General features: G+C 74.4%; 18 protein-coding genes. 13 read left to right on the top strand and 5 right to left on the bottom strand.

The window, feature by feature from the left end:
- Position 1: 1 nt before the first annotated feature.
- Positions 2-340: a hypothetical protein gene (locus tag Ae717Ps2_RS26665; RefSeq protein WP_075309341.1), complete on the bottom strand. Its 339-nt coding sequence runs from the start codon at positions 338-340 to the stop codon at positions 2-4.
- A 122-nt stretch (positions 341-462) separates the two neighbouring features.
- Between Ae717Ps2_RS26665 and Ae717Ps2_RS26660 the strand changes: the two genes are divergently transcribed.
- The 4 genes from Ae717Ps2_RS26660 to Ae717Ps2_RS26645 are packed head-to-tail and all read left to right on the top strand — an operon-like array spanning position 463 to position 5,045.
- Positions 463-2,442 carry a serine hydrolase domain-containing protein gene (locus Ae717Ps2_RS26660; protein WP_075334020.1) on the top strand — a complete coding sequence of 660 codons (1,980 nt, stop codon included), beginning with the start codon at positions 463-465 and terminating at the stop codon, positions 2,440-2,442.
- A gap of 35 nt (positions 2,443-2,477) precedes the next feature.
- A complete protein-coding gene (locus Ae717Ps2_RS26655; protein WP_075309345.1) occupies positions 2,478-3,791 on the top strand; it encodes a sensor histidine kinase in 1,314 nt (437 codons plus the stop codon).
- Complete coding sequence (locus tag Ae717Ps2_RS26650; RefSeq protein ID WP_075309347.1) at positions 3,788-4,453, top strand: response regulator transcription factor; 666 nt, start codon at positions 3,788-3,790, stop codon at positions 4,451-4,453. Before Ae717Ps2_RS26655 ends, Ae717Ps2_RS26650 begins: the two co-directional genes overlap by 4 nt.
- A 10-nt stretch (positions 4,454-4,463) precedes the next feature.
- Positions 4,464-5,045, top strand: coding sequence for a peroxidase-related enzyme (locus Ae717Ps2_RS26645; protein ID WP_075334019.1), 582 nt, complete (start codon positions 4,464-4,466; stop codon positions 5,043-5,045).
- On the opposite strand, the gene Ae717Ps2_RS26640 is transcribed toward Ae717Ps2_RS26645, so the two are convergent.
- The 3 genes from Ae717Ps2_RS26640 to Ae717Ps2_RS26630 are packed head-to-tail and all read right to left on the bottom strand — an operon-like array spanning position 5,042 to position 7,648.
- Positions 5,042-5,794, bottom strand: a complete 753-nt coding sequence (locus Ae717Ps2_RS26640) for an amino acid ABC transporter ATP-binding protein (protein ID WP_043282125.1) — start codon at positions 5,792-5,794, stop codon at positions 5,042-5,044. The genes Ae717Ps2_RS26645 and Ae717Ps2_RS26640 overlap by 4 nt on opposite strands.
- Positions 5,795-5,799: 5 nt before the next feature.
- Positions 5,800-6,720 carry an amino acid ABC transporter permease gene (locus Ae717Ps2_RS26635; protein WP_075309351.1) on the bottom strand — a complete coding sequence of 307 codons (921 nt, stop codon included), beginning with the start codon at positions 6,718-6,720 and terminating at the stop codon, positions 5,800-5,802.
- A complete protein-coding gene (locus Ae717Ps2_RS26630) occupies positions 6,713-7,648 on the bottom strand; it encodes an ABC transporter substrate-binding protein (RefSeq protein ID WP_075309353.1) in 936 nt (311 codons plus the stop codon). The genes Ae717Ps2_RS26635 and Ae717Ps2_RS26630 overlap by 8 nt, the downstream gene beginning before the upstream one ends.
- A gap of 208 nt (positions 7,649-7,856) precedes the next feature.
- On the opposite strand from Ae717Ps2_RS26630, the gene Ae717Ps2_RS40545 reads away from it, so the two are divergent.
- The 5 genes from Ae717Ps2_RS40545 (at position 7,857) to Ae717Ps2_RS26605 (ending at position 13,166) form a co-directional block, all read left to right on the top strand.
- Positions 7,857-8,222, top strand: a complete 366-nt coding sequence (locus Ae717Ps2_RS40545; protein WP_064485518.1) for an antitoxin — start codon at positions 7,857-7,859, stop codon at positions 8,220-8,222.
- Positions 8,223-8,448: 226 nt separating this feature from the next.
- Positions 8,449-9,744, top strand: coding sequence for a thiamine pyrophosphate-dependent dehydrogenase E1 component subunit alpha (locus Ae717Ps2_RS26620; RefSeq protein WP_143510474.1), 1,296 nt, complete (start codon positions 8,449-8,451; stop codon positions 9,742-9,744).
- A gap of 15 nt (positions 9,745-9,759) precedes the next feature.
- Positions 9,760-10,728 carry an alpha-ketoacid dehydrogenase subunit beta gene (locus Ae717Ps2_RS26615; protein ID WP_051050475.1) on the top strand — a complete coding sequence of 323 codons (969 nt, stop codon included), beginning with the start codon at positions 9,760-9,762 and terminating at the stop codon, positions 10,726-10,728.
- A gap of 10 nt (positions 10,729-10,738) precedes the next feature.
- Complete coding sequence (locus Ae717Ps2_RS39370; protein WP_075334018.1) at positions 10,739-12,565, top strand: dihydrolipoamide acetyltransferase family protein; 1,827 nt, start codon at positions 10,739-10,741, stop codon at positions 12,563-12,565.
- A 91-nt stretch (positions 12,566-12,656) separates the two neighbouring features.
- On the top strand, positions 12,657-13,166 hold the full coding sequence (locus Ae717Ps2_RS26605) for an FxsA family protein (RefSeq protein ID WP_075309359.1): 510 nt from the start codon (positions 12,657-12,659) through the stop codon (positions 13,164-13,166).
- Positions 13,167-13,329: 163 nt separating this feature from the next.
- On the opposite strand, the gene Ae717Ps2_RS39905 is transcribed toward Ae717Ps2_RS26605, so the two are convergent.
- Positions 13,330-13,464, bottom strand: a complete 135-nt coding sequence (locus Ae717Ps2_RS39905) for a hypothetical protein (RefSeq protein WP_255407961.1) — start codon at positions 13,462-13,464, stop codon at positions 13,330-13,332.
- Positions 13,465-13,772: 308 nt separating this feature from the next.
- Here Ae717Ps2_RS39905 and Ae717Ps2_RS26600 point away from each other — a divergent pair, with 308 nt between their 5' ends.
- From Ae717Ps2_RS26600 to Ae717Ps2_RS26585, 4 genes are all read left to right on the top strand, one after another.
- Positions 13,773-14,960: an ATP-binding protein gene (locus tag Ae717Ps2_RS26600; RefSeq protein WP_075334017.1), complete on the top strand. Its 1,188-nt coding sequence runs from the start codon at positions 13,773-13,775 to the stop codon at positions 14,958-14,960.
- A gap of 196 nt (positions 14,961-15,156) precedes the next feature.
- Positions 15,157-15,477: a co-chaperone GroES gene (locus Ae717Ps2_RS26595; protein ID WP_043276256.1), complete on the top strand. Its 321-nt coding sequence runs from the start codon at positions 15,157-15,159 to the stop codon at positions 15,475-15,477.
- Positions 15,478-15,606: 129 nt separating this feature from the next.
- Positions 15,607-18,156 carry a VanW family protein gene (locus Ae717Ps2_RS38490; protein ID WP_075309363.1) on the top strand — a complete coding sequence of 850 codons (2,550 nt, stop codon included), beginning with the start codon at positions 15,607-15,609 and terminating at the stop codon, positions 18,154-18,156.
- Between the two features lie 97 nt (positions 18,157-18,253).
- Positions 18,254-18,679: a CBS domain-containing protein gene (locus Ae717Ps2_RS26585; RefSeq protein WP_075309365.1), complete on the top strand. Its 426-nt coding sequence runs from the start codon at positions 18,254-18,256 to the stop codon at positions 18,677-18,679.
- Positions 18,680-18,703: the final 24 nt, after the last annotated feature.

Genomic DNA, 18,703 nt, shown 5'->3' with positions numbered 1-18,703 from the left:
GTCAGCTGCTCGCGCGGAGCGTCTCGGCGACCCGCGCGAGCAGCACGAACGGGTCGGTGTCCGGCGGCCCCGCCGGCTGCCAGCGCTGCCCCGAGCCGGGGTCGGCGACGCGGTACAGCGTCCAGCTGCCCGGCCCGGGGTCGTCGACCCGCAGCTGCGCCAGTGCCGTCGACGACCATGCCGCACCCAGCTCCGGGAACGCGGGCGGCCGCCGGTCGAGGATCGTGACGGTGTTGCCGGCGGTGGTGTAGGCGATCCGGCGCCGGTCGCTCTCGCCGTCGGGTACCTGCTCGGTGCACCAGGTCGCGAGCTGCGTGCGGACCTGCTCCGGGACTCCCATGGCGCGACATGGTCCCGGATCGGGCCGCGGGTGCGGAAGAGCCGTCTCCGTCGGAGGTCGTAGGCCGCAGTGCCGACCTGCGCCCGATGTGCCGGGGGCCCGTTCCGGCGAGGCTCGACGACATGATCACCGCACGCCGGACCGGCGGCCCGCCCCGCCGCAGCGCCGCCACCGTCGCCCTGCTCGTCCTCCTGGTCGCGGCCCTGGTCGGTGGCTGTGCGGCCCCGGCCGCACCGGCCCCCGACCCGGCTCCGCGGACGGCCGTCCCGACCGCCCCGCTCACCGCCGCCGACGTCGGCGCCTGGCTGGACGGCCTCGTCCCCGCCGCGCTCGACCGGAGCGGGATCGCCGGGGCCGCGGTCACCGTCGTACGGGACGGGCATGTGCTCGCCGCCCGCGGCTACGGCTCGGCCGGACCGGGCACGCCGGTCGATCCCGGCCGGACGCTGTTCCGGGTCGGGTCGGTGTCGAAGGTGGCCACCGCGGTCGCCGTGCTGCAGCTCGCCGACCGCGGCCTCGTCGACCTCGACGCCGACGTCCGCCGCCATCTCGACATCGACGTGCCGATGCCCCGCGGCCCGGTGACCCTGCGGAACCTACTGAGCCACACCGCGGGCTTCGAGGAGCAGATCCGCGGGCTCATCCGCACCGGGCCGGGTGGCCCGTCGCTGCGGGAGTTCCTCGCCACCGACCCGCCCGAGCAGGTCAGCACCCCCGGCACCGTGCCGTCGTACTCCAACTACGGCTACGGCCTGGCCGGGCACGTCGTCGAGCGGGTCACCGGCGAGCCCTTCGAACGGTACGTGCAGCGCGAGGTGCTCGACCGCGCCGGGATGACGACCGCGACCTTCGACCAGCCGCTGCCCGCGGCCGCCGCCGCGACGATGTCGGACGGCCACACCAGCGTCGACGCCCCGCCGATGCCGTTCGAGTTCGTCAGCCCGGCCCCGGCGGGGTCGCTGAGCGCGTCGGCCGCCGACATGGGCCGGTTCGCCTCGGCCCTGCTCGGCGCACCCGGTTCGACCCCGCTGCTCTCCCCCGCCGCGTGGGCACTCATGCAGCGCCCGGCGCTGGGCCCGGACACCCTCGGCGCGCTCGCCGACGGCCCGCGGATGGCACTCGGGCTGTTCGACGAGAGCCGCAACGGCCACCTCGTCCTCGGCCACGGCGGCGACACCCAGTGGTTCCACTCGCACCTGCAGCTGTACCCGGCCGAGCGGATCGGCGTGTTCGTCACGACGAACAGCAGCGGTCGCGGCGGCGCGGACACCCTGGATCTGCGGCGGGCGGTGACCGAGGGGTTCACCGACCGCTACCTCCCCGGTCCGGCGGGCCCGGCACCGGCTCCGGACGCGGGCACCCCGGCCAGGGCCGCCGCGATCGCGGGGACCTACGAGTCGGCCCGGCGGTCGGAGAGCACCTTCATGGGGGCGATGAACCTGCTGGCCCAGATGCGCGTGGCGGCTCGGCCGGACGGCACGCTGCTGGTCTCGCCCGCCCCGAACGACGTCCGCCCCGCCGCCTACGCCGAGGTCCGGCCCGGGCTGTGGCGGGAGGTGGGCGGGCAGCGGCTGCTGACCGTGCGCACTGACGCCGACGGCCGGGTCACCGCGCTGGGCCACGATGCGGCGTTCACCGAGCTGCCGGTCGGCCCGCTGCGTGACGCGACGCTGCTCGGCACGGTGCTGGCCGGCTCGGTCGCGGTGCTCCTCGGTGCGCTCGTCGCCCGGCCGGCGGGGGCCCTGTGGCGCCGCCGGTACGGCGTGGTCGTCGCGACCCGGCCGCGGGCCGACCGGGTCGCCCACGGTCTCACCCGGGCCGCGGCGCTCGCGGCGCTCGTCGCGCTCACGGGCTGGGTGGTCTCGGTGCTCACGATCGCGTCGCTGGGCGAGGTGCCGCTCCCTGTGCTGCGCGGGCTCCAGGTGCTCCAGTGGATCGGGGTGCTGGGCGTGCCCGTCGCGGCGGCCGGGGTGGTCACCGCACTGCGCGCCAGGGCCGGCGCATGGTCGGTGACCGGCCGGGTGGTGCTGCTGCTCGCCCTGGCCGGCATCGCGGTGGTGGCGGTCGTGGCGGGCCTGCTGCTGCCGAGCCTCACCTACTGAGCCCTACGATCACCCCACCCGAGGCCGGAGACCCCATGCACCCGCACCCCGAACCGCCACCCCGCACGGTCGCGGAACGGCTCGACGCCCGGCTCACCGCGCTCGGCCTGGCCGGACCGCGACGCCGCGACGCCGCGCTGGCGGTGCTCGTCGCGGCCGGGACGCTCGCGGTGGTCACCCCGGTGGTGCTGGCACCGGGCCCGGCCGCGGAGCTGGGTCTCGCGCCGGGCACGGTGGCGCTGGCACTCGGGGTGGTGACCGTGCAGAACCTGCTGCTGACGCTGCGCCGCACCGCCCCCGCGCTCTGTCTGGCGCTGACGGTCGGGCTGGGGCTGGTGAACGTCGTCCTGATGCCGGTGGGTGCTGCGCTGCGCGGCCCGGCGACGGCGATCGCGGCCGGCACCTGCGGGTCGCGGCTCCCGGCGCGCCGGGCCGGGGCCCTGGTCGGCGCAGCGGCGGTCGTCGAGACGGCCGTGGTGCTCACCGGGATCGCGGTACGCCCGTCCGGCGACGCGCTGCTCGGCGCGGGCGGACTGGCCGCCTCGCAGGTGCTGTCGGCGGTCCTGGTCTACGGCGGCCCGCTGCTGCTCGGTGTGTACCTGCGGACCCGGCGGCGCTACGCCGAGCTGGACCGGGTGCACACCGCCGGTGTCGTCGCGGCGTACCGGGAACGGGCGGACGCCGCCGTCGCCCGGGAGCGGGCCCGGATGGCACGCGAGCTGCACGACGTCGCCGCGCACCACCTGTCGGCGATGGTGGTGCAGGCCGCGGTGGTCGAGCGGCTGGTGGACCGGGACCCGGACGAGGCGCGGCGGACGGCGTCCCGGCTGCGGGAGCAGGGTCGCCGCACCCTGCACGACCTGCGTCTGGTCGTCGGGGCGCTGCGGGAGCCGGGGGCGGGCGGTGCCGAGGCCGACACCCCGGTGCCCGGCCTCGCCGAGCTCGACGGGCTCGTGGAGCAGGCCCGTGAGCTGGGCGGTCCGGTGGAGCTGGTCCGGCGCGGGGACCCGGGCGAGCCGTCCCCGGTCGCCGACGTCACCTGCTACCGGGTGGTGCAGGAGGCGCTGGCAAACGCCCGTGAGCACGCCCCCGGCGCCCCGGTCCGGGTGACGGTGACCCACGCCGACGACCGGGTCGCGGTCGAGGTCGTGAACGGGCCGGCGCGCGGCACCCCGGCGCCCTCCGCCGACGCCCCGGGCACCCGCGGGTTCGGGCTGGCCGGGATGCGCGAGCGCGCGCAGCTGGTCGGCGGGACGTTCTCCGCGGTCCGGACCGACGACGGCGGCTGGCAGGTCCGCCTGGTCGTCCCGCACGACCCCGGCCCGGAGACCGGAGGAGGACGCGCGTGATCAGGGTGCTGCTGGCCGACGACCAGGCCGTCGTCCGGGCCGGGTTCCGGATGTTCCTGGAGCTGGCCGGCGACGTCGAGGTCGTCGGCGAGGCGGCGAGCGGGCCGGAGGCGGTCGCGCTGGCGCGCGCGCACCGGCCCGACGTGGTCTGCATGGACGTCCGGATGCCCGGCGGGAACGGGCTCGTCGCGACCCGGGAGATCACCGGCCTCGACGACCCGGTCCCCGCGGTCCTCGTCGTCACCACCTTCGACCTCGACGACTACGTGTTCGGCGCGCTGGAGGCGGGCGCGAGCGGGTTCGTCCTCAAGGACACCCACCCCGACGACCTCGTCGACTCCGTCCGCCGTCTCGCCCGCGGCGACGGGCTGATCGACCGGGCCGTCACCCGCCGGGTGATCGCCGAGTTCGCGCGGCGCCGCCCCGCCCCGGACACCGCGCCCGACGGCGGGGTCGCCCCGCTGACGCCGCGGGAGACCGAGATCGTGCGGATGCTGGCCCGCGGGCTCTCCAACGCCGAGATCGCCGAGGAGCTGGTCGTCGAGACGTCGACGGTGAAGTCGCACCTGGGCCGGGCGATGGCGAAGATCGGCACCCGGGACCGGCTGCAGACCGTCGTGTGGGCCTATCGGACGGGGGTCGCGGCGCCCGATCCCGACTAGCGTCCGGGACATGGCACAGCACGAGGTGAGCAGGTTCGGGCACGTCGACCTCGACGGGCTCCCGCCGGACCTGGCGGAGCGGATCGGCGCGATCGCCGAGCGCTCCGGGTTCGTCCCCAACGTGTTCCGCGCTCTGGGCCGGCGCCCGCGGGAGCTGCGGGCGTTCCTGGACTACCACGACGCGTTGATGGACTCCGACGACGGACTGTCCAAGGCCGAACGCGAGCTGGTCGTCGTCGCCACCTCGGGGGCCAACAACTGCACCTACTGCGTCGTCGCGCACGGGGCGATCCTCCGGATCCGGTACAAGGACCCGGAGATCGCCGACCGCGTCGCGACCAACCCCTACGCGGTCGAGCTGTCGGAGCGCGAGCGCGCGATCGTCGACCTGGCCCTGCTGGTCGCACGGAGCTCGGAGTCGCTGACCGAGGCCGATCTCGACGACGCCCGCGCCGCCGGCCTGACCTCCGACGAGATCTGGGACGTCGGCGCGATCACCGCCCTGTTCGCGATGTCGAACCGGCTCGCGCACCTGACCGCGCTGCGCCCCAACCCGGAGTTCTTCCTGATGGGACGCATCCCCCGCGGTTAGAGCACCTTCGACAGGAACGCGCGGGTGCGCTCCTCCTTCGGGTCCGACAGCACCGCGCGCGGGTCACCGGACTCGACGATCCGGCCGTCGTCCATGAAGACCAGCGCGTCGCCGACCTCGCGGGCGAAGCCCATCTCGTGGGTCACGACGACCATCGTCATGCCCTCCCGGGCCAGCTCGCGCATCACGTCGAGCACCTCACCGACCAGCTCCGGGTCCAGTGCCGAGGTCGGCTCGTCGAACAGCATCAGCTTCGGCCGCATCGCCAGCGCCCTGGCGATCGCCACCCGCTGTTGCTGCCCGCCGGACAGCTGCGCGGGGTAGGCGTCGGCGCGGTCGCCGAGCCCGACCCGGGTGAGCAGCTCGACCGCCCGCTCGCGCGCGGCCGCCCGGGACTCGCGGCGCACGACGACCGGCGCCTCCATCACGTTCTCCGCCGCGGTGCGGTGCGGGAACAGGTTGAACCGCTGGAACACCATGCCGACCTCGCGGCGCTGGCGGCCGAGCGCGGAGTCGCGGAGCCGGTAGAGCTTCCCGTTCTCCTCGCGCAGCCCCATCAGCTCGCCGTCGACCCACAGCCGTCCGGTGTCGATGGTCTCCAGGTGGTTGATGCACCGCAGCAGGGTCGACTTGCCCGAGCCGGACGGCCCGATCACGCAGCACACCTGCCCCGGCTCGACGACGAGGTCGACCCCGCGCAGCACCTCGACGTCGCCGAAGCTCTTGCCGACCGACTCGGCTCGCACCATCGGGGTCACGAGGTCTTCCCTCCGGTCCGGAACGAGAACAGCCGCACCAGCGGGGTCGCCTCGGTGACCGCACCGGCCACACCGCGGCCGTAGCGGCGTTCGACGACGCGCTGACCGGCGGTGAGCAGCGAGGTCAGCAGCAGGTACCAGGCCGCGGCCACGATGAGCAGCGGGATGGTCTGGAAGTTCGTCGAGTAGATCCGCTGCACCGAGGTGAGCAGGTCGGTGTAGCCGATGACGACGACCAGCGACGTCGTCTTCAGCATGCCGATCGTCTCGTTGCCGGTCGGCGGGATGATCACCCGCATCGCCTGCGGGAGGACGACCCGGCGCAGGGTCTGCGCGCGGGTCATGCCGAGTGCTCCGGCGGCCTCGCTCTGGCCCTGGTCGACCGACTGGATGCCACCGCGCACGATCTCGGCCATGTAGGCGGCCTCGTTCAGCCCGAGGCCCAGCAGACACGCCAGGAACGGCGTGATCAGCGAGTTCGTGTCGAACACGACGAACTCGGGGCCGAACGGGATGCCGAGCGACAGGTTCGGGTAGAGCGAGGACAGGAAGCTCCAGAACAGCAGCTGGGCGATCAGCGGGGTGCCGCGGAACAGCCACAGGTAGACCCCGGACACCCCGGACAGCACCGGGTTCGGCGACAGCCGCATGACCGCCAGCCCGATCCCGCCGACGATGCCGATCAGCATCGACAGCACGGTCAGGACCAGGGTGTTCGCGAGTCCGTTCAGCACCGGGCCGGCGAACAGGTACTGCGCGACCACCGGCCAGCCGAAGTTCTCGTTGGTCAGCAGCGAGTTGACCAGCATCGCGCCCAGGACCGCGAGCACCGCGATCGCGATCCACCGTCCGGGGTGCCGGACCCCGATCGCGTCGCGGGGCTCGGGTCGGGCGCCGGTGGTCGCCGGCTCAGCCACCGTTCACCGAGGACGTGGGGATCGCGCCGTTGCCGACGTTCCACTTGTCGAGGATCCGCTTGTAGGTGCCGTCGTCGATCAGCGACTGGACCGCGCCCTGCACGGCCTGGGCGTACTGGCCGTCGTTCTTCTTCAGCGCGATGCCGTACGGCGCGGTGTCGTAGGGCTGCCCGACGACCTCGACCGCACCGTTGGTGGTGGTCTGCGCGTAGGCGGCGACCGGGGAGTCGGCGAGCATCGCGACGATCCGGTTCGAGTTCAGCGCGAGCGTCACGTCGGTCTGTGCCTGCAGCTCGGTGATCTGGATGGCCGGCTTGCCCTCGTCGGTGCACTTCTTGGTGCGGGCCTGCACGTCCTCGACCTGCACGGTGCCCTGCTGGACGCCGATCGCCTTGCCGCAGAGGTCGTTCGGGTCGATCCCGTCCGGGTTGCCCTTGCGGGTCGCCAGGCTGGTGCCCGCGGAGAAGTAGCTGACCATGTCGAGGACCTGGGTGCGCTCGGAGTTGACGGTGAACGAGGAGATGCCCGCCTCGTAGCGGCCGCCGGTGATGCCCGGGATGATCCCGGAGAACTGGCTCTGCTCGAACCTCGCGGTCAGGCCGAGCTTCTGGGCGACCGCGGTGCCCAGGTCGACGTCCATGCCGATGATCGTCGTGCCGTCGGGCGCGGTGAACTCGTTCGGCGGGTAGGTCGGGTCGGTGCCGACGACCCACGTGCCGTCCCGCTTGACCTCGTCGGGGACGAGGGCGGCGAGCCGGTCGTCCTTGGCGACGGCCGGGATCGGGGCGTCGGTACCGGTTGCTCCGGCGGAGCCGCCTCCCCCGCTGCCGTCGCCGCCGGCACCACAGCCGGCCAGGACCAATGCGGTCAGTGCGATCAGTGCGATCCCGGTCAGGGAGCGGACACTGCGGGTCCTCGCGGTCGTCATGCGGTTGCCTTCCAGATGATGCCGGGTCGAACGGCGGGGATCCTGCCACTTGGGGAGTGGTTCCCGCCGCCTGGCGGCCGATCCGTTACGTGCTCGTCCCATGACGCCGCGAGCCCGCGCCGGTCCGCGCACGTTCGCCTACTGTTGGTGCGACGACCGGGCGTCGCGGCACCGACGCGGCGCCCCACCGTCACGGAGGTCCTCGACGATGTCGTTGTTCCGCAGGCTCACCGTCCTGGCCGGCGCGGTGGAGGCCGCCCGCCGCTACGCCCGGTCCCACCCGGACCAGGCGGGCAAGGCCCTCGACTCCGCCGCCCAGTTCGTCGACAAGCAGACCAAGGGCAAGTACACGAACCAGATCGCCGGCGCCGCCCGCAAGGCGAAGGACGCCGCGGGCATCCCGCAGCCCGGCTACGGCTTCGGCTCGCCGGGCACCACCCCGCCCGCCCCGCCCCGCGCGGCCGCCGGGAACCCGCCGTACCCGGCGGGCGGTGCCGACGCTCCGACGCAGCGCACCCCGCAGCAGCCCCCGGCGTTCCCGCCGCCGAACCCGGAGCGTCCGCACGGCGCCTGACCTCCTTCCACGACGGTCCCGGCCGGGCGCCGGGACCGTCGTATGTGGACGTCCGACGGTCCGTCGTCCAGGCGTCGACCTGCGGGGCACCGGTTCTCCTCGGGGCCGGTGACGTGCCAGGATCGGCGGTGACGCGCCTGCGCGTCCCGGGGCCGCACCACCCGCGCGGGCCCGGAGCCGACGCTCCCGGGCGCGACCCCGCCCGGTGCGACCGAGGAGGTCTGCCGTGGACGAACCCCAGGCGTGGATACCGACCGATCCGCGGTCGCGGCCCAGCCACGACCAGGTCGTCGCGGGGCTGAAGGGCGTCGACGAGGGCGGGCCCGAGCTCGTCCAGCTGCTCACCCCCGAGGGTGAGCGGGTGCCGGACGAGCGGTTCGACCGCTACGCCGCCGACATCACCGCCGAGGACCTGCGGTCGCTCTACCGCGACCTCGTCCTGGTACGGCGCGCCGACCGCGAGGGCAACTCCCTGCAGCGTCAGGGAGAGCTCGGCCTCTGGGTGCCGCTGCTCGGCCAGGAGGCCGCGCAGGTCGGGTCCGGCCGCGCGCTCGCGCCCGAGGACATGTGCTTCCCCAGCTACCGCGAGCACGGCGTCGCCTGGTGCCGCGGGGTCGACCCGACCGAGCTGCTCGGCATCTTCCGGGGGACCGACCACGGCACCTGGGACCCGGTCGCGACCCGGTTCCACCCGTACACGATCGTCATCGGCAACCAGTGCCTCAACGCCGCCGGCTACGCGATGGGCCAGCGCTTCGAGTCCAAGGTGGGCGGCAGTGTCGCTGGTGTCGGCACCGCCGACGGTGTCGCTGGTGTCGGCACCGCCGACGGTGTCGCTGGTGTCGGCACCGCCGACGGTGTCGCTGGTGTCGGCACCGCCGACGGTGATACGGGTGAGGCCACCATCTGCTACTTCGGCGACGGCGCCACCAGCCAGGGCGACGTGCACGAGGGCTTCGTCTGGGCCGCCGCCTACGACGCGCCACTGGTCTTCTTCTGCCAGAACAACCAGTGGGCGATCTCGGTGCCCGCGGAGCGCCAGACCCGGGTGCCGCTCTACCAGCGCGCCCGCGGCTACGGCTTCCCCGGAGTCCGGGTGGACGGCAACGACGTGCTGGCTTGCCTCGCCGTCACCCGCTGGGCGCTCGACGAGTGCCGCACCGGCAACGGCCCGGTGCTGATCGAGGCGTTCACCTACCGGATGGACTCCCACACCACCTCCGACGACGCGACCCGCTACCGGCTCGCCGACGAGGTCGAGCTGTGGAAGCTCAAGGACCCGATCGAGCGGGTGCGGGTGCACCTGGCCCGGCGGCACGGCGTCGGCGCCGACTTCTTCGACGCCGTCGATGCCGAGGCCGACGCGCTGGGCGAGCGGATGCGGGCCTTCTGCCGGGCGATGCCCCAACCCGGCCCGGAGCGGATGTTCTCCCAGGTCTACGCCGAGCCGTCGCCGACGGTGGAGCGCCAGCGCGAGGAGTTCCTGGCCTACCACGCGTCGTTCGCCGACCAGGAGGGCTGATCCGTGCCGACCACGATGGCCAAGGCACTGAACGACGGGCTGCGTGCCGCGATGGAGCGCGACCCCAAGGTGCTCGTCATGGGCGAGGACGTCGGCCGGCTCGGCGGCGTCTTCCGCATCACCGACGGTCTGCAGAAGGACTTCGGCGAGCAGCGCGTGCTCGACACCCCGCTGTCGGAGTCCGGGATCATCGGCGCCGCGATCGGACTCGCGGTGCGCGGGTTCCGCCCGGTCTGCGAGATCCAGTTCGACGGGTTCGTCTTCCCCGGCTACGACCAGATCGTGTCCCAGCTGGCGAAGCTGCGGTACCGGACGCAGGGCCGGGTGCCGGTGCCGGTCGTCGTCCGGATCCCCTACGGCGGCGGGATCGGTGCCGTCGAGCACCACTCCGAGTCGCCCGAGTCGCTGTTCGCGCACGTCGCGGGCCTCAAGGTGGTCACCTGCTCGAACCCGGCCGACGCGCACTGGATGATCCAGCAGGCGATCGTCTCCGACGACCCGGTGATCTTCTTCGAGCCGAAGCGCCGGTACTGGGAGAAGGGCGAGCTCGACGCCGCCACCGACCTGGGCTCGGCCTTCCCACTGCACGCCTCGCGCGTGGTGCGGCCGGGCTCGACGCTGACCGTGGCCACCTACGGGCCGATGGTGCGGACCTGCCTCGACGCCGCCGGGGCGGCCGCCGAGGAGGGCCGCGACCTCGAGGTGATCGACCTGCGGTCGCTGTCCCCGCTCGACCTCGGCCCGGTCGCGGAGTCGGTGCGGCGCACCGGACGGCTGGTCGTGGTGTCCGAGGCGCCCCCGGAGGCGTCGGTGACCTCGGAGGTCGCCGCCCGGATCCAGCAGGAGTGCTTCTTCTCGCTGGAGGCGCCGGTGCTGCGCGTGACCGGCTTCGACACGCCCTACCCGCCGTCGCGGCTGGAGGAGGAGTACCTGCCGGACCTGGACCGGGTCCTCGACGCCGTCGACCGTTCCCTGGCCTGGTGAGGACGAGCACATGCGTGAGCACTTCAAGCTGCCCGACGTCGGCGAGGGGCTGACCGAGGCCGAGATCGTCACCTGGCGGGTGGCGCCCGGGGACACGGTCGCGGTCAACGACGTCATCGTGGAGATCGAGACGGCGAAGGCGGCCGTGGAGCTGCCCTCGCCGTGGGCCGGGACGGTCGGTGAGCTGCTGGTCGAGCCGGGCGCGACCGTCGCGGTGGGGACGCCGATCATCGCGATCGACACCGCTGGGTCCGCGCACGACTCCGACCCCGACGCCGATGCCGGCGCCAAGATCGGCGAGGCGGGCAAGGACGGGCGGATCGCGACGCTCGTCGGGTACGGGCCGCGGCAGGGCTCCGCGCGGCGACGGCCCCGGCGCGATCCCGCCGCCTCGGCCGCGTCCACCGGTTCCGCTGCACCCGTCGCGCCCACAGCCTCCGCCGAGCCGTCCGCCGGGTCCGTCGCGGCGAACGGCTCCGTCGGGGCAGACTCCGGTGGCTCCGGGCGCCCGGGTGGATCGGGGCCGGGTGGATCGGGGTCGGGCGCGTCCCCGGTCCCGTCGCCCCAGCAGTCGCTCGGGTCGCCCGAGCAGGCCGCTCCCGTGACGTCCACCGGTCTGCCGGAGGGCAGCGACACGGGGGCCGGGGGTGACGCCGTCGGGCCGCAGGCCGCGCAGGTCCCCCTCGCCCCACCACCGGTCCGCCTGCTCGCGCGAGAGCTGGGCGTCGACCTGCGGACCGTGACGGGGACCGGGCGCGACGACCGGATCACCCGTGAGGACGTGCACGCCGCCGCGACGGGTGCCGGGCTCACGGACGCCGGGAACGACGCTGCGGTCGACGGCCGCGCCGCCGGGACATCCGCCGCCGGGACATCCGATGTCGGGGCATCCGAGGACGGGGCATTCGCTGCCGGGACGTCCGCTGCCGGGGCGTCGGTCGCCGGGGGCCCCGTCGCGGCGGGGGCCGCCGGAGGTGTCACCGGAGCCGCTGTCGCGGGCGCCGCTGCCCCGGGTGCCGCCGGCCGGACCGCTGCCGGTCAGACTGCCGCCGCCCAGGGTGGGGTCGCCGGCCAGGGCGCCGGGGAGTCGGCGGGGGCTCCGGCCGGGCCGGGCGCGAGCGCCACCACCACCCGACCCACCGAGGACCGCCGCGAGCCCATCCGCGGCGTCCGCAAGGCCACCGCCGCGGCGATGGTCGCGAGCGCGTTCACGGCGCCGCACGTCACCGAGTTCCTCGACGTCGACGTCACCGAGACGATGGCCCTGCGCGACCGGCTGCGGGCCTCGCGCGAGTTCGCCGGGGTCAAGCTGACCCCGCTGGCGTTCGTCGCGAAGGCCGCCTGCCTGGCCGCCGCGCGGACCCCGGCGATCAACGCCAGCTGGGACGAGCGGGCCGGCGAGATCGTCTACTACGCCCGCGTCCAGCTCGGCATCGCCGCCGCGACGCCGCGCGGGCTCGTCGTCCCCAAGATCCGCGACGCGGACACCCTCACCCTGCGCGGCATGGCCGACGCGCTCACGACGCTCACCGACACCGCACGGGCGGGCCGGACCGCCCCGGCCGACCTGGTCGGGGGCACGTTCACCATCACCAACGTCGGCGTGCTCGGCGTCGACATCGGGACGCCGATCATCAACCCCGGCGAGGCCGCGATCCTCGCCGTCGGGTCGATCAAGCCCGCCCCGTGGGTCGTCGACGGCGAGCTGGTCGTGCGTACCGTGTGCCGGCTGGCGTTGTCGTTCGACCACCGCCTCGTCGACGGGGCCGAGGGCTCGCGGTTCCTCGCCGACGTCGGCGCGCTGCTGCACGACCCCGGGGTCGCCCTCACCTGGTGACCTGGGGAGATCATCCGAGTGCCCCCGGAGATCGATCCGGGGAATTCGGGCGATCCGGGAGCAGAACGGCGTGCCCGTGCGTTGTACGGGCATGCCGTTCGTGCTGCTCTACGTCGTGCTCGAGATCGTCGCGCTCGCCGGGCTGATCGCGTGGATCGGGCTGGGCTGGACCCTGCTGGTCCTGCTCGCCGGGTCCGTGCTCGGGCTCCTGCTCGCCCGTCGGGAGGGCGTCCGCGCCGCCCGCGCGCTCGCCACCGCGGTGCAGCGCGGGAAGCTGGCGCACGAGGAGGCGACCGACGGGCTGCTCGTCGCCGTCGGCGGCATCCTCATCTTCCTGCCGGGCCTGATCACCGACGTGCTCGGCCTCGCCCTGGTGTTCCCCCCGACCCGGGCCCTGGTCCGGCGTCGCATGGTGAGCGCCGCCGAGCGGGCCGCACCGGGTCTGCGCACCGCGCGGATCCGCTACGGCGCCACCGTGGTGGAGGGGGAGACCGTCACCGAGCCGCGCACGGCGACCGTGTACCCGCGCATCGCGGGTCCCGCCGCGGGCGCCGGCCCGGTCGTCGAGGGCGAGGTCGTGGACGGTCCCGACCGCACCTGACCCGTCACCGGGCCCGTGGTCGCCCGGCGCACCCCGCACGCGGTCTCCGCACCCCGTGCGGCGGGTGCGACGGCGGCACCAGGGGTGCGACGGCCGGGCGCGGCACGCCTCGGGCCGGGGTGGTGGACGGCGGGGACGTTCGGGGGCGTCCCCGCCGTCCCTCTCACCAGCCGGGGCGCGCTCCTGCGAGCAGAGTGCGCAGGCTCTCCAGCCTCCGGCGACGCAGCGTGATCGGCTTCATCCGCAGCGTGGAGTGATGCATCCGGTCGGCGCGGTGCCGTCCTCGGTGTCGACCCACGGCGCTCTCCTCCCGGGCGTAGTCACGTGCGACAGGGTGGTGCACACAGCAGAGTGTTGCTGGTCAGCAGCGGTCGCGGAAGGTCGCGGGGTATGGGCCACCGGATCGTGACGACGACGCGGGCATTCACCGGCCGCACTCGCACGGTGCGTTCGCGACGGACCCCACGGGCGATGTCGGAACCGGCCCGGACGGGCAGTGTGACCACGCTGAGTGATTATCGGCGTCGCTGGGCCGCCCGGGTGGCGGGCAGGCGACACGCCGCCGTCGTCTACGGAATTCCGAAGATCGGCGGATACCGTCGTCGCATGGATCCGGTGCGCAACCCGTTCGCCCCCGGCGCGGGTCAGCGCCCGCCCGAGCTGGCCGGTCGGGACCGCGAGGTGGACGCCTTCGAGATCGTCCTGGAACGGGTCGCCCGCGGTCGCCCGGAGCGGAGCCTGGTGCTCACCGGGCTGCGCGGCGTCGGCAAGACGGTCCTGCTCGGCGAGCTGCGCTCGATGGCGATGCACGCCGGCTGGGGCGCCGGGAAGATCGAGGCCCGGCCGGACGCCGACCTGCGACGTCCGCTGTCCGCGGCGCTGCACCGCGCGATCCGCGACCTCGCCGTCCGGCACCGTGCCCCCGAGCGCATCGACGAGGTGCTGGGGGTGCTCAAGGCGTTCGCGCTCCGGTCGTCGCCGGAGGGGACGAAGCTGCGGGAGCGCTGGCAGCCCGGCATCGACGTGCCGGTGAAGAACGGGCGCGCGGACTCGGGCGACATCGAGATCGACCTGGTCGAGCTGTTCACCGAGGTCGCCGAGCTCGCCCAGGACGTCGGATCCGGCATCGCCCTGCTGATCGACGAGATGCAGGACCTGCGGCCCGAGGACGTCTCGGCGCTCTGCGCCGCCTGCCACGAGCTGTCCCAGGCCCGGGTGCCCCTCGTCGTCGGGGCGGGGCTGCCGCACCTGCCCGCGGTGCTGTCGGCGTCGAAGTCCTACTCGGAACGGCTGTTCAAGTACTCGCGGATCGACCGGCTGGACCGTAAGGACGCCGACTTCGCGCTGATCGCCCCCGCCGAGCGGGAGGACGCGACCTTCGACCAGGAGGCCCTCGACGACCTCTACGTCCGCTCGGGCGGCTACCCGTACTTCGTGCAGGCCTACGGCAAGGCCGCCTGGGACGCCGCGCCGACCAGCCCGATCGGTGCGAAGGACGTCGAGATGGCCGCCCCCGAGGCCGATGCCGAGCTCGCGGTCGGCTTCTTCGGCTCCCGCTTCGAGCGGGCGACGCCCGCCGAGCGGGAGTACCTGCGGGCGATGGCCGAGCTGACCGACGGGGAGGACCACCCCGTCGAGACGTCGCTGGTCGCCAAGCACCTGGACCGGCGGGCGTCGTCGCTGTCCCCCGCGCGCGACAGCCTGCTCAAGAAGGGCCTGGTGTTCTCGGCCCAGCGCGGGCAGATCGCCTTCACCGTGCCGCACTTCGGGCGGTACCTGCTCGCCAACACCTGAGCCCCGCTGCTCCGGACGAGTGAAAACTGTTTGCGGTGTAACGGGTCGTCGTGGCAGTGCGAAACCCCTGCTGAGCCCCGCGGCGCCACCCGACCCCCGACTCGGTAGCGCCGCGGGGCGTTCCACGTTCGGGGCAGGCTGTCGCCCGCCCCGGGCGCTGCCGGGGGCGTCAGGGGCCACCCGTAGCATCGGCCCGGTGGCCGAGCCCAAACTCGAGATCCAGATGCTCCATGACCGAGTCATGATCAAGAGGGTCGAGGGTTCCGGCGAGCGACGGAGCTCGGCCGGAATCGTGATCCCGGCAACCGCACAGGTCGCCAAGCGTCTGGTCTGGGGAGAGGTGGTAGGGGTGGGACAGCACGTGCGCACGGTGAAGGCCGGCGACCGCGTCCTGCTCGCCCCGGAGGACCAGTACGAGGTCGAGATCGCTGGCGTCGGGCACCTGGTCATGCGCGAGCGGGATCTGCACGCGGTGGCCTCCGAGGCCACCCAGCACGGGACCGGTCTCTACCTCTGATCCCCCCCCCGGGTCGCGCCGGTCCGCACGGACCCGCGGCCCACCCGGTTCGACGGCGGTGTCGACGCAGGCGGCGACGTCGGCCTCGATGACAGAGTCGATGGCAGTGCGGAAAGGAAGTCCCACGTCATGCCCGAGCGCCCTCCCTCGTCCGACGACGCGGACGAGCAGCCGGTGACGGCCGCGCCGGAGCCGGGAGACCAGCCGAACGGCGACGCCGCCGGTGCCGGTCGCCCCGTGATGCCCGCCCGCCGTCCCTCGCCCGGTCCCGCGGCAGCCGCTCCCGCCACAGCCGCCCCCGCCACAGCCGCCTCCGCCGCCGCGCAGGGGACCAACGCGCCGCAGGGCGCCGCCGAGGCCCCGGCCGCCGAGACCCGGGCCGCTGAGACCCGGAGCGCCGAGACTCCGGCTGCCGACGCGTCCGGGCCCGCCGATCCGGCCGAGGCCGCCGAGCAGGCGCCGCCGGAGTCCCCCGCGGCCCGCACCGTCGTCGGGCAGGCCACCACCGCCGAGGACCCGGCCGCGCCGTCGCCCGCCGGGCACCAGCCGTCCCCGCAGCGCCCGGGCACCGGTGCCCCGCAGCCCGGCCCGGCGCCGCGGCAGGATCCCGGTACGACCGCACCGCAGGCCGGTGGTGCCCCGGCGCCCGCCGCGTCGGAGCCCGGCCCCCGGACCTCCGGTGGACAGGACCCGACCCGCCCGGTCCCCGCCGCCCCCGATGGCCGGGATCAGGACACCGTCCGCGTCCCCCCGCTCAGCGAGCAGCGCACCCAGGTCCTGCCCCGGGTCACCCCCGCCGCGTCCGCGGCGGCGCCCGCGGGCGGCGCTGGCGAGCAGACCGCCCGCATCCACACCGGCGGCCCTGGCGCGGGCACCGCGGTCCTCGGCGCCGGCGCGTTCGGTGCCGCGGGCCCCGCGGCCGCGACCGGTCCGGGTGGGCCGGGCGGCCCCGGTGGTCCCGGCGGCGGCGACGAGGGTGGTGACGGCGAGAGCGGTGACGGCCCGCAGCGCAAGCGCCCCGTCGGCCTGATCGTCGCGGCCGCAGCGCTCGGTGTGCTCGCCCTCGGTTACGTCGGCGACCTCGTGCTCAGCTCCGGCAGCGTGCCGCGCGGCGTCGTCGTCGCCGGTCAGCAGATCGGGGGCATGTCGCGGGCCCAGGCCACCGAGACGCTGCAGGCGGCGATCGAGCCGCGTGCCGGCGCGCCGGTGCCGGTCCAGGCCGGTGAGGTCCGCTCGGAGATCGATCCGAAGGCCGCGGGCCTGCAGGTCGACTACGCGCGCACCCTCGACGAGGCGGGCGAGCAGCCGCTGAACCCGATCACCCGGATCTCCTCGTTCTTCACCACCCGCGAGGTCGGGGTGGTCAACTCCGCCGACGACCGCGCCGTGCGCACCGCGCTCGAACAGATGGCCCCGCTGGTCATGAAGGAGCCCAAGGAGGGCTCGGTCCAGTGGCAGGGCGTCACCCCGATGCCGGTCGCGCCGGAGCCGGGCCAGCAGCTCGACGTCGACGCGGCCGTCGGCGTCGTCGAGGAGCAGTGGGCCTCCGGCGAGCCGGTGCAGCTGCCGCTGATCGTCGAGCAGGCGATCACCACCCCGGCCGACGTGCAGAAGGCCATCGACGAGGTCGCCAAGCCCGCCGTCGCCGGTCCGCTGACGATCACCGGTGAGGGCGCGAACGCGACCATCACCCCCGAGGACATCACCACCGCGCTCAGCTTCACCGCGGACCCGCAGGGCCCGGTGAAGCTGAAGCCGGTGATCGCGAACAAGACCCTCGAGGACATCGCGGCGCCGCAGCTGGCGAGCACCGAGAAGCCCGGCGTCGACGCCCAGCTCGACTTCGCCGCGACCCCGCCGCGGGTCGTCCCGTCGCAGGACGGGCGCGGCATCGACTACGACGCGACCTTCGCGAACGTGCTGCCGATCCTCACCGGCCAGGGCGAGCGCACCGTCGCCGCGGTCTACGCGAACAAGCCGGCCGAGATCACCACCGCCGACCTGCAGTCGCTGGGCAACGCGACCGAGATCTCGACGTTCACCACCGGCGGGTTCGCCGCCGACTCGGGGCAGAACATCAAGCGTGCCGCCGAGGCCATCAACGGCCAGATCGTGCAGCCCGGCGAGACGTTCAGCCTCAACGCCGTCAGCAACCCCCGCAACGCCGCCAACGGCTACGTCGAGGCCGGCATCATCGAGGACGGCCACCCGGCGCGCGGCGTCGGCGGCGGTGTCTCCCAGCTCGCGACGACGCTGTACAACGCGTCGTACTTCGCCGGCATGACCGACATCGAGCACAAGGAACACAGCTACTACATCAGCCGCTACCCGGTGGCCCGTGAGGCGACGGTCTTCGACGACCTCATCGACGTCAAGTTCCGCAACGACGGCCCCACTCCGGTGCTGATCCGCACGGCGTGGACGCCCAGCAACGTCACCGTCTCGTTCGTCGGCCAGAAGATGTACGACGTCACCTCGACGACCGGGCCGCGGACCAACCCGACCCAGCCGCAGGTCGTCAACATCCCGGCCGGTCAGCCGTGCAGCCCCAGCAAGGGCTCGCCCGGCTTCACCGCGACCGACACCCGGACCATGCGCAACGTCCAGACCGGGGAGACGACGAGCAAGACCCGCACGGTCAAGTACAACCCGCAGCCGATCGTGCAGTGCGGCGGCTGATCCGGTGATGGTCCAGTCCGGGGGATGACGTAACCCACGTCACATTCGTACCCTGATCCCTCCAGCCGTCGGACAGCGAGGGATCGGGGTACCCCCAATGCGCATCGCGGACGTTCTGAGGAGCAAGGGCAGCGCGGTGAGCACCGTGGCACCGGACGCCCCGGTGGTCGAGGTGCTCCGGGCGATCGCCGAGCGGAACCTCGGCGCACTGCCGGTCGTCGACGGCGACCGGCTGGTCGGCATCGTCTCGGAGCGGGACGTGGTGCGCCGGTTGCACAGCCACGGCGCCGCGCTGCTCGACGCGCGGGTGGCCGAGGTGATGACCACCGAGGTGGTCACCTGCTCGCCCGGCGACGGCGTCGGTGACCTCGCCCGGGTCATGACCGACCGCCGGGTGCGGCACCTGCCGGTCGTCGTCGACGGGGCGCTGGCCGGGATCGTGTCCATCGGCGACCTGGTCAAGGCCCGGATGGACATGCTCGAGCAGGAGCGCGAGCAGCTGGAGAGCTACATCGCGCAGTAGCGGCGCGACGAGGAAGGGCCCCGG

Origin of the sequence: Pseudonocardia sp. Ae717_Ps2 (assembly GCF_001932475.1) — a bacterium.
Taxonomy (GTDB): domain Bacteria; phylum Actinomycetota; class Actinomycetes; order Mycobacteriales; family Pseudonocardiaceae; genus Pseudonocardia.
Note: the sequence above shows the minus strand (reverse complement) of the source record. Positions and strands in the feature narration are given on the sequence as shown.